The sequence below is a fragment of the Neisseria sp. 74A18 genome (genome assembly GCF_001308005.1).
GTDB classification, from domain to species: Bacteria; Pseudomonadota; Gammaproteobacteria; order Burkholderiales; family Neisseriaceae; genus Neisseria; species Neisseria dumasiana.
The window spans coordinates 67,259-81,318 of record NZ_LGZA01000004.1 but is presented as its reverse complement, the minus strand read 5'-3'; the positions used below and the strand labels follow the sequence as shown (position 1 = coordinate 81,318).

Genomic DNA, 14,060 nt, shown 5'->3' with positions numbered 1-14,060 from the left:
ATACCAGGCTAAACGGGCGGGCAGCGCACAACAAGGCTTCATTAAATCTGAAATACAGCTGCCCGCCACTAAGCCATTGAAGTGTGAAACAGAATCGGTTTCGTGCTGTGTACTGTCTGTACAGTCTGCGGCCTGCTGCCTATCAGAAATAAGTTTGTTTGCTGTATTTCGTCCATACCGTTTTATCAGGCGCGTATTTTATCAAAACACGGGCTTTTCTTAACGAAAAGGAAAAGTGATTTTATTTGCAGCCGTATATTCATCAAATTCATGCAGCCCAAACCTTTAATCCTGTTTTTGACTTTGCCCGACGGCATTCAGCCGCAAGCCTGTGCTTTCCGCGAGATTTGGCCGTCTGAAACTTCTTACTTTCGGAAGGGTCAGATTATGGTTCAGACGGCCTGATATATTGACTATACTTATATCTTGTATGCTGATTGCTGCTTTGTATTCAAAATATTTTATTGACTATGGGCATATGCAATAAAATCCCGTTTGAATAAAAAAGACGAAAAACTGTAACATTATTTCCAAGTATGGTTATGTAAAGCTTATCGCTTACAAACTTTACTTTCACTTAAATTAAAATTACGTTATATTACATTTCAATAAATACTGTCTTTTACTACTGTTATTAACCCTTACAGATATCACCCCCGAAAGGATACTTTATGCAAACACAAGCCGTTATCGACCATATCGTCGGCTGGCTCAAAGACTACGCAGCCAAAGCCAAAGCCAAAGGTTTGGTAGTGGGCGTGTCGGGCGGTGTCGATTCTGCGGTCGTATCTATTTTGGCCGCCCGTACCGGCCTGCCTGTATTGGTGCTCGATATGCCCATCCGCCAAAAAGCAGATCAAAGCAGCCGCTCCAAAGCCCATATCGAAAACCTGCACCAACGCTTTCCCAACGTAAAAAGCATGCTTGTCGATCTAACCCCCACATTCGACACTTTTGCCGAAACGGTAGAAGTCAGCGAAAGCGACTATCCATCCAAACAACTGGCTCTGGCCAACGCCCGCTCGCGCTTGCGTATGCTCACGCTTTATTACTACGCGCAAATCAACGGCTTTTTGGTAACGGGCACCGGTAACAAGGTGGAAGATTTCGGCGTTGGCTTTTTCACCAAATACGGCGACGGCGGCGTCGATATCAACCCCATCGGCGACTTACTGAAAACGCAGGTTTACCAACTTGCCTCAGCACTCAATGTAATCGAATCGATTCAGGTGGCCGCACCCACCGACGGCTTGTGGGACACCGACCGCACCGACGAAGAACAGATGGGCGCCAGCTATCCCGAGCTGGAATGGGCCATGAGTGTGTACGGCTGGAACCGCCCCGAAGATTTCGAAGGCCGCCAGCGTGAAGTGCTGGAAATCTACACCCGCCTGCACCAAGCCATGCAGCATAAGGTTAATCCGATTCCGGTATGCCACATTCCGAATGATCTGCTGTCTTAACGGCAAAGCCTGAGCAGCCCTTTTTCACAACCGTTCGAGCATCATCCGATTCAAATAACCGAGGCCGTCTGAAAAAAGCTTTTCAGACGGCCTCGGTCTATCAACGGTCTATGACCCGACGTAGTTAATCAACATCATTATTAAAATTCAAGCGGATTAGCGATATCGGGATGGCGTTACAGAGATTCCGCTTTTTTCAAACCTTTGGCACGAACGGTGGCAATCGTACCGTCAATCCCTTTTTGTTTGATTAAGTCGTTGAACTGATTGCGGTAAACCGTAACCATGCTCACGCCGTCCACACGGATGTTATACACCTTATAAACCGAGCCGACTTTGTAAAACTGATAGGAAACTTCATATTTTTTTCCGCTCGGCGTAACGATTTCGCTGTAAGCATCCACTTTGTTTTTGCCGTTATCCACCATTTTCGGCAGCACTTTTACTTGGGCTTTTTCCGCCCCCATCAAAGCTGACCGCGCATACATGGCGATAATCATTTCTTTAAATGCCGAAATAAATTCGGTTTTCTGCTTGGGAGAAAACTCTTTCCACGGCAGGCCGACTGCCAATGCGGAAATACGCTGGTAATCGAGATAATTGTCGGCATAGCGTTCAATCTGTTTGATTTTCTGTTGTTCGCTCAAGCCTTTGTTACGAACAACTTTCAATACAGCATCAATGTTCTGTTGAAGTTGTGCCTGTGCAGGGTGCTGCTGGGTTTGGGCGGCGGCATAAGGTGCCACCACTGCAACAGGTACGGCAAATAATGCGGCCGTTAGCGTTTTCATTTTATTCCTTTCAACTTTCGATTCAATAGGATAAATCAGGTTCACGGCGCATTTAACTATGAATCGGCGTAAGCAAACTTTAAAAACTGCAAAATCTTATGCCCTTTCAATCAAACCCGGGTGATGGCGCACCACAGCTTAGTAACCCACCGTATTATCGGCCGTCTGAAAAAAACGGAGGCATTTTGTACCTCCGCTTTTTTCAGACGGCCTTAGTTTCGAGATAGGCGCGCAACTTGTTTTCGTCTAAAAACCAATGGCAGATTTCCATATCGCCGTCGAGCAGCACGGGCACAAGTTCGTTGTATTTTTCTTCCAGCACGGGATCGTTATCCACATCAACGATATCCAACCCAAAGCCGTATGCTTCTTGATAAGGTTTTAAAGCATCCAGCATTTTGTGGCACAAACTGCAATATTCGCGGAACATCAAAGTTAGCCGCCATCCGTTTTGTGTTGAAGGTTCAAGCGGCTTCATGCGGCAACCTCTTTTTTCTTGCGCGGTTTGCGGCGGCGTTTGCGCTTGGCTTCGTCACCCGATGCGGCACCCTGCCCTTGCCGGGCTGCGGTCATCTCCAAACGGGCGGTATCGTCTGCGTGTTGGAACGCCGTCCACCATTGTCCCAGCTCAGGGTCTGCATTGCCCGTTTCGGCACGCAACAGCAGGAAATCGTAAGCTGCCCGAAAGCGTTGCTGAGCCAACAGGCGGTGCGGCCGGGCGCCGCGGCGGTTTTCAAATTGCGGCTGCAACTGCCAGATTTCCCTCATGGTAGCCGAAAAACGCTGAGGAACACCCCAGCCTTTTTCCATATCGCGCAGATCGTTAATGGCCTGAGTTAATGCCGGCGCGGGCTTTTGACCGTTTTTCATGTTTTTTTGCCAGCGTGCATTCAGTTGCGGCCACATCACGGCAGCCAACACAAAACCCACAGACACCGATTTATCTGCACGCAAACGTTCATCGGTATTGCGCAGGGCGGCGGCGGTGATGCTCCGTTCGTCTTTTGCCGCATTCAGCAAAGCCGTTAAAATCGGATGAATGTTTTCCTGCACCCCGAGCTTTTCAAATTGAGCCAAACACACCGAAGCATAGCCTGAAAACAGCAGCTTCATGATTTCGTCAAACAAACGTGCCACCGGTTCTTGTTTCAGACGGCCTGCATATTCGGCAATCGGCGCGGCGGTTTCCTGCTCGACATCAAAACCGAGCTTGCCCGACAAGCGCACCGCACGCAACACGCGCACGGGGTCTTCTTGATAGCGTTCGGCAGGATTGCCGATCATCACCAATTTTCGCGCCGCAATATCGGCCACGCCGTGATGAAAATCGATAATCTGCTGGCGGATCGGATCGTAATACAGAGCGTTGCAGGTAAAATCGCGGCGCATCGCATCTTCTTCCATCGAACCGTAGGCATTATCTTTCATAATGCGGCCGTGTTCGTTGTGCAATACTTTGCCGCCGCTGCGGAATGTAGTAACTTCAATGGTTTCCGGACCGATCATCACATGCACGATCTGAAAGCGGCGGCCGATAATACGGCTGCGGCGGAATACTTTGCGTATCTGCTCGGGCGTGGCATTCGTTGCCACATCGAAATCCTTAGGCTCCATGCCCAACAGCAAATCGCGCACCGCGCCGCCGACCACATAGGCTTCAAAACCTTCGTTGTGCAAACGGCGAACCACTTTTTCAGCGGCAAAACTCAACATATCGGCACTGATGCGGTGGCCGGAAAACGGAATCACTTCTTTACGCGCACGTGGTTTTCCCGATTTGCCGGGCAAAACCTTGTACAGCCATTTCTTCAACATAAATCAATCAACCATTTCAAAACCATGCCGTCTGAAACACCTGAACCTTTGCAGAAAAGCCTGCATACAAGCCTTTCTGCAAAGGTTTCAGACGGCCACGGTAAAAAGCCTGAAAAAACAAACCGCGTATTATACCCGATTGAAATTCAGCGTGCTGTTTTCCCGCAAACCTGGAAACAATACGCAAAGTTGTGCAGCACACCGAACACAATTTTTTGGCACGCCCTATTTTGCACCGATGGCAGACGATGCCTGTTGCCTTCACCGATTCATTTTTAAGCTATAATATTGATTATGTAACAAACACCACATCCGATAAGGAGAACACAATATGTACCACTACAAATCAGATGCCACAAAATTTCTCGAAGAATACATCGAACAACACCCCGAAGAAGCGCAACAACGCCTGAAAAACCGCGGCTTGTTGTGGGATGTCGAATTAAATCCCGAAGAACAAGCCGGATACGAAGCGGCCAAACTGCCCAAAAAACCCTACGCCTACCAGCCCGACTGATTTTTCAGACGGCCTTGCTTGCAATATGGCAACCCACATACACAATACCGATCCGAAGCTGGGTGCGTATCTCAACAGTATCGGCGAAGCCGAGCATCCTGCTTTGACCGCTTTGCGTGAACGCATGCAAACACACCGGCTCGGCAAAATGGCTATCGCCCCTTCGCAGGCATCATTGCTGACCTGGCTGGCCAGACTGATGCGCGCCGAGCGTTATTTGGAAGTCGGTGTGTTTACCGGTTACAGCAGCACGGCCATGGCATTGGCCTTGCCGTCTCACGGCACCATTACCGCCTGCGACATCAACGTTACCTTTACCGACATCGCACGCGAAACCTGGCAGGCGGCAGGCATAGCACACAAAATCACGCTGCATCTGCAACCGGCCTTATTAACATTAGACGACCTGATCAGCGCAGGCGAATCGGAAACTTACGACATTGCCCTGATTGATGCAGACAAACCGCCCACCCCTGAATATTACGAACGCTGTTTGCAGTTGGTGCGTAGCGGCGGCGTTATTGCCATCGACAACGTGCTGCTCGGCGGTCGCGTTTTACAGCCCGTTCATGCCGACAGCCCGCCGGCTCACAGCATCTTACAGGCGTTTAACGAAAGCCTGCCGCAAGACGGCCGTATCATTCCGATCACGCTTCCGGTGGGCGACGGTTTAACCCTTTTGCTTAAAAAATAATGCGAGGTCATGATGAATATACCAAACAAACTTATTTTTGATGCAAGACAGCAAACCGCAAAAAATACAAGCAGCACCTCAAAACACAGCAACGACGTAGCAAAATTTAAGTTTATTTACGATATCCGATTATCCGCCCCGTTATTCAGCATCTTGTTACTGAGTGCCTGCGCAGGCATCACAACTTCTGCACCGCACACCGACCATCAGCCCAACCAAGCAGATGCCATCCCCTATCCCGAACCTGACACACAATTTCAAATCAATAACTTAGGCATCAAAATCGCCCGCCTCGAAAAAGAAGTCGACAGTTTGAAAACCAGAGTGCGCCAACTCGAACGCCGCCCTGCCGCCAACCGCTCCCATACCAAACCGCCTGTGCGCACGCAAACCAATACGGTTGCGGCGGAACCTCCCCGCTCGGCCACCCAAACCAACCAATACGAACAGGCTTTACAGCACTATCAAAAAGGCAATTACGCCGCTGCCGTGGCATTACTCAAAGGCGTTGACGGCGGAGGAAACGGCGGCGAAACCGACCGCCAAAGCATGTATCTGCTGATGCAGAGCCACCAGCGTTTAGGTAATTGCGAGTCTGTTATCAACATAGGCAACCGCTTTGCCAACCGCTTCCGCACCTCGCCACAGGCCGCAGAAGCCCTTTTTAGCGTAGGCTCATGCCAATACCGCATGCAACAGCAGGATATCGCCCGAGACACTTGGCGAAAATTGATTCAAATGTATCCTGAAAGCGCTTCGGCCAAACGTGCATACACAGAATTGAAAAAACGCTGATACGGCCAAACTATCCCGCCGTAAAACAGACAACAATATTCCAACCTTTTATTCACAAGGAAAACATATGATACAGGTAGGCATCATTATGGGCAGCAACAGCGATTGGCCGGTTATGCAGCATGCGGCACAATTTTTAAAAGATTTCGGTGTGGAATTTGAGGCCCGCGTCGTTTCGGCACACCGCACGCCCGATTTGATGTTTGAATATGCCGAAACAGCCCGTGAGCGCGGCATCAAAGCCATTATTGCCGGAGCCGGCGGAGCAGCCCATCTGCCCGGTATGGTAGCCGCAAAAACCACCGTTCCGGTATTGGGCGTACCGGTGCCGAGCAAATACCTGCGCGGCGAAGATTCGCTGCTGTCTATCGTGCAGATGCCCAAAGGCGTGCCTGTTGCCACGTTTGCCATCGGAGAAGCCGGTGCCGCCAATGCCGCGTTATTTGCCGTTTCCATGTTGGCGAACGACAACCCCGAATTGGCTCAGAAACTTGCCGCATTCCGCGAAAAACAGGAACAAACCGTATTGGCGATGGATTTGCCCGCTGCTGAATAAGCTGTTAAACCTGTAAAAATGATTCAGACGGCCTCAACCGCTTAATGTTACATTCGGTTGGGGCCGTCTGAATTGTGTGGTTCGCACTTATAACTTAACTGATTAACCATGCTTTCATAGAAGCAAGATGCACCGCCCTGCGGCTATATTAATAATGTATTGATTCTTAAAAAATACGCATTATTCCTGCCAGCGTTTGAAAATCAGTGAAGTATTCACGCCGCCGAATGCGAAGTTGTTGTTCATCACATAATCGGTATGGATTTCACGTCCTTCTCCGCGGATATAATCTACCTTGCCGCACAACGGATCGATATTTTCCAAATTAATGGTAGGGGCAAACCAGTTGCCGTTCATCATTTCTATTGAAAACCAAGATTCCAGCGCACCGCACGCACCTAAAGTGTGGCCGAAGTAGCTTTTTTGCGAACTCATGGGAATGTGGCCGAAAACCGCTTCGGTAGCCAATGTTTCGGCAATATCCCCTTTTTCGGTAGCCGTACCGTGCCCGTTAACGTAACCCACTTGTTCGGGGCGTATGCCCGCATCTTTCAAAGCCAACTCCATGCAGCGGCGCATGGTATTTTTTTGGGGCTGGGTTACATGCGAGCCGTCGCTGTTGGCTCCGTATCCGACAATTTCGGCATAAATCTTCGCGCCTCGGGCTTTGGCATGTTCCAATTCTTCCAAAACCAAAATGCCCGCGCCTTCTCCGATAACCAAGCCGTCGCGCCCCGAGTCATAAGGGCGGGGCGTGGCTTCGGGTTCGTGATTGCGGCGGCTGGCAGCGTAAAGCGAATCGAAAACATACACTTCAGAAGGGCAAAACTCTTCTCCGCCGCCCGCCAGCATCATCTCTATCATGCCGTATTTGATTGCTTCGTAAGCATAACCTATGCCTTGGCTGCCGGAAGAACACGCACTTGAAGTGGGGATAATGCGGCCGGTGAGTCCGAAAAAAATGCCGATATTGGCTGCGGTTGTGTGCGGCATCATGCGCACATAAGTATTGGCGCTGAAATTTCGCGAAGAGCCGGTTAACAGCAATTCACCGATATCGCGGATATCTTTGGTGCTGCCGGTTGACGAGCCGCAGGCAACACCCATGCGGCCGTCTTTAATGGTTTCATCACCCAAAAGGCCGGCATCGGCCAAAGCCTGCTCCGCAGCATCAACGCACAGATAAGACACGCGCCCCATGCTGCGCAGCTGTTTGCGCGTCCAATGTGCGGGCGGCGCATATTCGGGAACCGGTGCGCCCAAATGGGCTTCCAAATCGGGAAACCGTTCTTGCCAGCCCATGTTGACCACTGCATTGCGCTTACGTTTGAAGGCCGTCTGAACAGTAGGCCAGTCGCGGCCGAAAGCCGTAATACCGCCTACGCCTGTAATCACTACCCGTTTCAACACAAACCCCCGTTTACTGCAATGACCTGCCGCGTGATATAGGCGGCTTTTTCATCCATCAAAAAGCGTACTGCATGGGCCACTTCTTCCGGCTTCCCCATGCGGGCTGCCGGTACGGCTTTTAATATTTCTTCAACCGGCACGTTTGAATCGATAATTTCGGTATCAATCAAGCCGGGAGCAACGCAGTTGACGGTAATATTGCGTTTGGCCAATTCAACCGCCAATGCTTTGGCAGCGCCGATGATGCCGGCTTTAGACGCGCTGTAATTCACTTGGCCGCGGTTGCCGGCAATGCCTGATACCGAAGACATACACACGATGCGCCCGGCTTTGCGGCGGCGTATCATCGGCATGATTACGGGGTGCAAAACGTTATAAAAGCCGTCCAAATTGGTGCGCAACACTTGATCCCAGTCTTCATCTTCAAAAGCAGGGAACGCATTGTCGCGCGTTAAACCGGCATTCAGCACCACGCCGTAATAAGCGCCGTTGGCTTCGATATCGGCCGTCAGGATTTCCCGCGCCTGTTGGCGGTCGGATACGTCGAACTGCAATACGCGTGCTTGTCTGCCCAATGCGCGTATTTCTTCGGCAACAGCTTCTGCTTCTTCGCGACGGCTGCGGCAGTGCACCACAATATCGTAGCCGTCTTCAGCCAGCCCCAAGGCAACGGCCTTGCCTATGCCGCGGTTGGAGCCGGTAATTAAAATGTTTTCGCTCATGCGTTTTCCTGTGTGGGAAGTCGAGTGTTTTGATTAAGATGCGAATTGTAACAGGAATGCCCGAAAGCGTGAGTATGGTGTTGGCGTGATGTGGGAATTTGAGGCCGTCTGAAAGCAAACTATGTGAGCTTCGCTAAAACGAGCTTCGCGAGTTTCGCTAAAGCGAACTGTGTGAGCTTCACCCAAACCCGCCAAGCAGGTTTCGCTAAAATGTATTTTGCTGTTTTCAGTTATAATACACACCTGTTTGATTTCTCCGCCCGTGCTTTTACGAGGCCGTCTGAATAACTGTGAAAGCTGTCCGACAATACCGCCGCTGGTGGCGTTACCACACCCTGCAACGTCATATGGCCCTCCCCGCCCATACGCTCGACTGCCCCGAATGCGGGCAGCGTATGGAATTGCCGCGTTTGCATCAGGGGCAGGAAGCGCATTGCCCCAATTGCGGCTATGAGGTGGTGGAAGTGGAGAAAAACCCGTATATCGCGCCTTTGGCCTATGCAACGGCTTCTTTGGTGTTGATGGGTTTCGTTTACACGATGATGTTTGTTACGGTTACGATGGCGGGCGTAACGTCTATCCAGTCACTGCCGTCGATGATGAAAAAGCTGATTCTGCTTGATTTCGGTTTCTTGGCGGAAGTGATGTTTGTGCTCACATTCGGCACGCCGCTGCTTTTTTTACTGTTGTGTCTTTATGTGTACACGGCTTTGTGGCAAGACAAGGCTTATCCGGGATTGCGCACGGCAACGCGCACTTTGGTGCGTTTAAGGCACTGGATTATGGTGGACGTATTTTTCATTTCTACGCTGGTGGCACACATCAAACTTTCTTCTGTTGCAGAAGTCGAATACGGTGCGGCGTTTTATTTGATGTTCGGCTTGGCCGTGCTGCTGATCCGCACTTCCGTGTCGATTCCACAACATTGGGTATATTATAAAATCCACCGCATTTTAGGCAGAAACACCATTCAGACGGCCTCGGAAGAGCGGGTGTGTTGCAGCCGCTGTCTTTATTTCCGCAACCGCGAAGAGCCTACCTGCGGCGTGTGCGGTGCCGATCTGTATGAGCGCCGCCCCAAAAGCATTGCCGTGTCGATGGCTTTCTTAATGGCCGCCGTCGTGCTGTATATTCCGGCCAACCTTCTGCCGATTATGATTTCATCCAATCCCACCACGGTGCAGATCAACACCATTCTCAACGGCATCGTGTATATGTGGGACGAAGGCGACAAACTGATTGCCGCGATTATCTTCAGTGCCAGCATTTTGGTACCCGGTGCGAAAATCGTTTTGCTGCTGGTTTTGAACCTGAGTGCACGCTACGGCCTGCCTGCCGGTGCCAAAACCATGCTGCGGATTTACCGCTTTACCGAATCCATCGGCAAATGGTCGATGATTGATATTTTCGTCATCATTATTTTAATGAGTTCTTTCCACACCCATGTGGCACGGGTTGTGCCGGGGCCGGCCGCAGTATATTTCTGTTTGGTTGTGCTGCTGACCATGCTTTCCGCTTATTTTTTCGACCCGCGTTTATTGTGGGACAAAGCCCGTAACCACCAAGCCAACATCAAGAGGCCGTCTGAAAAGCTGACGGTAAAACACGCCGAATATGAATAACCACCATCAAAACGAATATAAACCCGTGCCTGCCGTGGTGCGCAAAACCAATGTATTTACCTCTGTTATCTGGCTGATACCCTTAATCGCCTTTTTGGTAGGCGGTTGGCTGCTGATGAAGGAAATCCGTAACAGAGGGCCTGAAGTGACGCTGCTGATGGACAGTGCGGACGGCATCGAAGTCAACAATACGGTTGTTAAAGTATTGAGCGTGGAAGTCGGCCGCGTAACCCGCATCGGTCTGCAACACGACCGCAAAGGCGTAGAAGTTACCGTACGTTTAACCGCCGATGCCAAAGACATGATGCGCAAAGACACCCAATTTTGGGTGGTAAAACCGCGCATCGACGAAAGCGGTATTTCCGGGTTAACCACGCTGGTGTCCGGCTCTTACATTGCCTTCACCCCCGGTAAAAGCGAAGAAACGCAATACCGCTTCGAAGTGTCGGACATTCCGCCGATTACCGCCATCGGCCAGCACGGCCTGCGCCTGAAACTGGTGGGCAAAAACGACAAAATGATCAGCGTAGGCAGCCCTGTTTTGTATGAAGACTTCAGCGTCGGCGTAGTGGAAAGCGCATCGTTCGACCCCAACGAACAAACCGTCAACTACACCATATTCATCACCAGCCCCAACGACAAACTGGTCGGCAAAAACAGCCAATTCTGGCTGCAAAGCGGCATCAATATCGAAGCAACCGGCGGCGGTGTGCGTATAGAATCCGCCCCGATTCCGGCTCTGCTTTCCGGAGCGATTGCCTTCTCAAGGCCTGTGGGCGGTGAAAAAGGGCAGCCCCCCTCGAATGGAGACACTTTCACGGTATACAGCAACCGCAGCGAAGTAGACAACCTTCCCGGCGAGCGCGCTTTATATTACACCGCCTTCTTCAAACAAAGCGTGCGCGGGCTGAGTTCAGGCTCGCCGGTAGAATACAAAGGCATCAATATCGGCGCCGTAGCCGATGTGCCTTATTTCGCTCCCAACGACAGCCTGAAACTGTTTGATAACGGTTGGATTCCCGTACGCATCCGCATCGAACCCGACCGCTTGGAAATCAATGCCGATGCGCAAAGCAAAGAATATTGGCGCAACCGTTTTCAGACGGCCTTAAACAAAGGGCTGACCGCCACCCTGTCTTCAGACAATCTGCTCACCGGCAGTAAAATGATCGAACTCGACGACAGCCCGTCAAACGGCCCCAAACTCAAACCTGTGGCCGATTACAACGGAAATGTCGTGATAGCCAGCCGCAACGGCGGTTTGGACAATCTGCAAGACCAACTCGGCAACTTATTGGAAAAATTCAACAAATTGCCGCTTGACAAAACCGTGGGCGAATTAAACGGATCTTTGCGCGAATTGAGAGCAACGCTCAACTCGGCCAACGCACTACTCGGCAAACCGCAAACCCAAAATATTCCCAACGAATTGAATAAAACCCTGCACGAACTGCGCCAAACCCTTAAAGGCATATCGCCGCAATCGCCTTTATACAGCGACGTTCAAACCACCCTGCAAAGCATAGATAAAACATTGAAAGATGCCCAACCGGTGATCAATACCTTAAAAGAAAAACCCAACTCTTTAATTTTCAACAGCAATGTTAAAGACCCCATACCGAAAGGAAGCCGCTGATGCGTAAACTCACCATAACCGGCGCCCTACTCGCCCTGAGTGCATGCGCCACTTCCGTGCCGCTATATTTCACCTTGCCCGACAGCCAATACAGCCATCCGGGCAGAAGCCTGAACGAAGTTGCCGTGCGCGTTTACCTTGCCGAACCGCTCAATAACGGCGGTTTGGTTTACCAAACCGATGCCTACCATGTTAACTTCGCCCGCAACCATTTATGGGCAGGTGCGCTCGATAATGCTTTAGCTTCGGGATTCAGCAACAAAATGAACAGGCTCAACCCGCGTTATACGTTTGTGCCCGCGGCACGAAGCAACAGTTCGCAGATACTGAAAATTTACATAGAGGCATTTCAAGGCAGCTATGAAGGCAAAACATTGGTCAGCGGTTATGCACTGTGGCCCAACGGCGAAAGCCGCCCGTTTCATGTTGAAACCGAGCAGCAAGGCGACGGCTACACGGCTATGGTTGAATCTTTAAACCGCGGTTTGGAGCAAGCATCGCAAGCAGTCGCCCGTTAAGCTTTTTTCAGACGGCCTGAATGCTGCATTATTCCTACTCTTACGGGCACGAATCCAATAAAATATGCAAAATATTTGAAACGGGCCGGCAAACAATCGCCTAATCCCGTTTCAACCGAACAATTTGAAGTGAATAAACAGAATCTTGATAAGGTTTGGTTTACCAACTTATTGTGTAGCAATAATTAATTTAGACAGAGTCCAATGAAATCAATTATCCAAGACCTCCAATCCCGCGGTTTAATCGCGCAAACCACCGATGCCGAAGCCTTAGACGCTTTATTAAACGAACAAAAAATCGCTTTGTATTGCGGTTTCGACCCTACTGCCGACAGCCTGCATATCGGCCACTTGCTGCCGGTATTGGCTTTGCGCCGTTTCCAACAGGCCGGCCATACGCCGGTGGCTTTGGTGGGCGGTGCAACCGGCATGATCGGCGATCCGAGTTTCAAAGCGGTTGAGCGCAGTTTGAATACGGCTGAAACCGTGGCGGGTTGGGTGGAAAAAATCCGTAACCAGCTCAAGCCGTTTTTGAGTTTCGAGGGCGACAATGCCGCGATCATGGCCAACAACCACGATTGGTTCGGCGGCATGAACTGCTTGGATTTCCTGCGCGACATCGGCAAGCATTTTTCTGTGAATGCGATGTTGAACAAAGAATCGGTGAAGCAGCGTATCGAGCGCGACGACGTGGGCATTTCGTTTACCGAATTTGCTTACGCGCTGCTGCAAGGCTATGACTTTGCCGAATTGAACAAACGCCACGGCACGGTGCTGCAAATCGGCGGCTCCGACCAATGGGGCAACATCACCGGCGGTATTGATTTGTGCCGTCGCCTCAACAAGGTAACGGCTTACGGCCTGACTTTGCCGTTGGTAACGAAATCAGACGGCACGAAATTCGGCAAAACCGAAGGCGGCGCGGTGTGGTTGGATGCGCAAAAAACTTCGCCTTACCAGTTTTACCAATTCTGGCTGAAAGTAGCCGATGCTGATGTGTATAAATTCTTGAAATACTTCACGTTCTTGTCGGTTGAAGAAATTGATGCCATCGAAGCGAAAGACAAAGCCAGCGGTGTGAAACCGGAGGCGCAGCGTATTCTGGCGGAAGAAATGACCCGCCTGATTCACGGCGAAGAGGCTTTGGAAGCGGCACAACGCATTTCTGCCAGCTTGTTTTCCGGCGACGAAAGCAGCTTAACCGAAAGCGACTACGCACAGCTCGCTTTGGACGGCTTGCCCGCGTTTGAGGTATCAGGCCGTCTGAATGTGGTGGAAGCCTTGATTACTGCGGGTTTGGCCAAGTCAAACAAAGAAGCGCGCGAGTTTGTGAAAAACAAAGCGGTTTTGCTCAACGGAGAAACGGCCGCGTTCAACAACCCCGAACACGCCGCAGAAAAACCCGATGATGCCTACCTGATTACCGACGAACACAAACGTTTCGGCAAATACACGATTATCCGCCGTGGCAAACGCAATCATGCTTTGTTGGTGTGGAAATAAACCGTATTAACCGATAAC

At 50.7% G+C, this 14,060-nt stretch carries 15 protein-coding genes; 10 read left to right on the top strand and 5 right to left on the bottom strand.

Annotated features, from left to right (window positions below):
- Window positions 1–270: 270 nt before the first annotated feature.
- Both AKG43_RS13515 and nadE read left to right on the top strand, forming a co-directional pair.
- The gene (locus AKG43_RS13515) at window positions 271–405 is read left to right on the top strand and encodes a hypothetical protein (RefSeq protein WP_255351172.1); all 135 of its coding nucleotides are present in this window, start codon (window positions 271–273) and stop codon (window positions 403–405) included.
- Between the two features lie 266 nt (window positions 406–671).
- Window positions 672–1,463, top strand: coding sequence for an NAD(+) synthase (gene nadE, locus AKG43_RS02635; RefSeq protein ID WP_054599032.1), 792 nt, complete (start codon window positions 672–674; stop codon window positions 1,461–1,463).
- 176 nt (window positions 1,464–1,639) lie between these two features.
- On the opposite strand, the gene AKG43_RS02630 is transcribed toward nadE, so the two are convergent.
- The 3 genes from AKG43_RS02630 to AKG43_RS02620 all read right to left on the bottom strand — a co-directional run bounded on the left by AKG43_RS02630 (window position 1,640) and on the right by AKG43_RS02620 (window position 4,069).
- Entirely contained in the window at window positions 1,640–2,254 is a 615-nt protein-coding gene (locus tag AKG43_RS02630) for a phospholipid-binding protein MlaC (protein ID WP_054599031.1), read from the bottom strand.
- A 202-nt stretch (window positions 2,255–2,456) separates the two neighbouring features.
- A complete protein-coding gene (locus tag AKG43_RS02625) occupies window positions 2,457–2,732 on the bottom strand; it encodes a glutaredoxin family protein (RefSeq protein WP_054599030.1) in 276 nt (91 codons plus the stop codon).
- On the bottom strand, window positions 2,729–4,069 hold the full coding sequence (locus AKG43_RS02620) for a polynucleotide adenylyltransferase PcnB (RefSeq protein ID WP_054599029.1): 1,341 nt from the start codon (window positions 4,067–4,069) through the stop codon (window positions 2,729–2,731). Before AKG43_RS02620 ends, AKG43_RS02625 begins: the two co-directional genes overlap by 4 nt.
- Window positions 4,070–4,400: 331 nt before the next feature.
- Between AKG43_RS02620 and AKG43_RS02615 the strand changes: the two genes are divergently transcribed.
- The 4 genes from AKG43_RS02615 to purE all read left to right on the top strand — a co-directional run bounded on the left by AKG43_RS02615 (window position 4,401) and on the right by purE (window position 6,631).
- A complete protein-coding gene (locus AKG43_RS02615) occupies window positions 4,401–4,586 on the top strand; it encodes a DUF3460 family protein (protein ID WP_054599028.1) in 186 nt (61 codons plus the stop codon).
- A gap of 25 nt (window positions 4,587–4,611) precedes the next feature.
- The gene (locus AKG43_RS02610; RefSeq protein WP_054599027.1) at window positions 4,612–5,280 is read left to right on the top strand and encodes a class I SAM-dependent methyltransferase; all 669 of its coding nucleotides are present in this window, start codon (window positions 4,612–4,614) and stop codon (window positions 5,278–5,280) included.
- A gap of 150 nt (window positions 5,281–5,430) precedes the next feature.
- Window positions 5,431–6,075, top strand: a complete 645-nt coding sequence (locus AKG43_RS02605) for a tol-pal system YbgF family protein (protein WP_369799560.1) — start codon at window positions 5,431–5,433, stop codon at window positions 6,073–6,075.
- Window positions 6,076–6,142: 67 nt separating this feature from the next.
- Complete coding sequence (gene purE, locus AKG43_RS02600) at window positions 6,143–6,631, top strand: 5-(carboxyamino)imidazole ribonucleotide mutase (protein WP_054599026.1); 489 nt, start codon at window positions 6,143–6,145, stop codon at window positions 6,629–6,631.
- 180 nt (window positions 6,632–6,811) lie between these two features.
- Here purE and AKG43_RS02595 read toward each other — a convergent pair whose 3' ends face one another.
- A complete protein-coding gene (locus tag AKG43_RS02595; protein WP_054599025.1) occupies window positions 6,812–8,041 on the bottom strand; it encodes a beta-ketoacyl-ACP synthase in 1,230 nt (409 codons plus the stop codon).
- Window positions 8,035–8,763 (bottom strand): 3-oxoacyl-ACP reductase FabG, encoded by a 729-nt coding sequence (gene fabG / locus AKG43_RS02590; protein WP_054599024.1) that lies wholly within the window; start codon window positions 8,761–8,763, stop codon window positions 8,035–8,037. The genes AKG43_RS02595 and fabG overlap by 7 nt, the downstream gene beginning before the upstream one ends.
- A 347-nt stretch (window positions 8,764–9,110) precedes the next feature.
- Between fabG and AKG43_RS02585 the strand changes: the two genes are divergently transcribed.
- From AKG43_RS02585 to tyrS, 4 genes are all read left to right on the top strand, one after another.
- The gene (locus AKG43_RS02585; protein ID WP_082402952.1) at window positions 9,111–10,385 is read left to right on the top strand and encodes a paraquat-inducible protein A; all 1,275 of its coding nucleotides are present in this window, start codon (window positions 9,111–9,113) and stop codon (window positions 10,383–10,385) included.
- Window positions 10,378–12,021 (top strand): intermembrane transport protein PqiB, encoded by a 1,644-nt coding sequence (pqiB, locus tag AKG43_RS02580; RefSeq protein ID WP_054599022.1) that lies wholly within the window; start codon window positions 10,378–10,380, stop codon window positions 12,019–12,021. Before AKG43_RS02585 ends, pqiB begins: the two co-directional genes overlap by 8 nt.
- Window positions 12,021–12,539: a membrane integrity-associated transporter subunit PqiC gene (locus AKG43_RS02575; RefSeq protein WP_054599021.1), complete on the top strand. Its 519-nt coding sequence runs from the start codon at window positions 12,021–12,023 to the stop codon at window positions 12,537–12,539. Before pqiB ends, AKG43_RS02575 begins: the two co-directional genes overlap by 1 nt.
- 204 nt (window positions 12,540–12,743) lie before the next feature.
- Window positions 12,744–14,042: a tyrosine--tRNA ligase gene (tyrS, locus tag AKG43_RS02570; RefSeq protein WP_054599020.1), complete on the top strand. Its 1,299-nt coding sequence runs from the start codon at window positions 12,744–12,746 to the stop codon at window positions 14,040–14,042.
- The last annotated feature ends 18 nt before the right edge of the window (window positions 14,043–14,060 follow it).

What these genes read in the sequence shown, in the direction of transcription:
- AKG43_RS13515 (WP_255351172.1), top strand. Translation starts at nt 271, where the DNA reads ATGCAGCCCAAACCTTTAATCCTGTTTTTGACTTTGCCCGACGGCATT.
- nadE (WP_054599032.1), top strand. Translation starts at nt 672, where the DNA reads ATGCAAACACAAGCCGTTATCGACCATATCGTCGGCTGGCTCAAAGAC.
- AKG43_RS02630 (WP_054599031.1), bottom strand. Translation starts at nt 2,254, where the DNA reads ATGAAAACGCTAACGGCCGCATTATTTGCCGTACCTGTTGCAGTGGTG.
- AKG43_RS02625 (WP_054599030.1), bottom strand. Translation starts at nt 2,732, where the DNA reads ATGAAGCCGCTTGAACCTTCAACACAAAACGGATGGCGGCTAACTTTG.
- AKG43_RS02620 (WP_054599029.1), bottom strand. Translation starts at nt 4,069, where the DNA reads ATGTTGAAGAAATGGCTGTACAAGGTTTTGCCCGGCAAATCGGGAAAA.
- AKG43_RS02615 (WP_054599028.1), top strand. Translation starts at nt 4,401, where the DNA reads ATGTACCACTACAAATCAGATGCCACAAAATTTCTCGAAGAATACATC.
- AKG43_RS02610 (WP_054599027.1), top strand. Translation starts at nt 4,612, where the DNA reads ATGGCAACCCACATACACAATACCGATCCGAAGCTGGGTGCGTATCTC.
- purE (WP_054599026.1), top strand. Translation starts at nt 6,143, where the DNA reads ATGATACAGGTAGGCATCATTATGGGCAGCAACAGCGATTGGCCGGTT.
- fabG (WP_054599024.1), bottom strand. Translation starts at nt 8,763, where the DNA reads ATGAGCGAAAACATTTTAATTACCGGCTCCAACCGCGGCATAGGCAAG.
- AKG43_RS02585 (WP_082402952.1), top strand. Translation starts at nt 9,111, where the DNA reads ATGGCCCTCCCCGCCCATACGCTCGACTGCCCCGAATGCGGGCAGCGT.
- pqiB (WP_054599022.1), top strand. Translation starts at nt 10,378, where the DNA reads ATGAATAACCACCATCAAAACGAATATAAACCCGTGCCTGCCGTGGTG.
- AKG43_RS02575 (WP_054599021.1), top strand. Translation starts at nt 12,021, where the DNA reads ATGCGTAAACTCACCATAACCGGCGCCCTACTCGCCCTGAGTGCATGC.
- tyrS (WP_054599020.1), top strand. Translation starts at nt 12,744, where the DNA reads ATGAAATCAATTATCCAAGACCTCCAATCCCGCGGTTTAATCGCGCAA.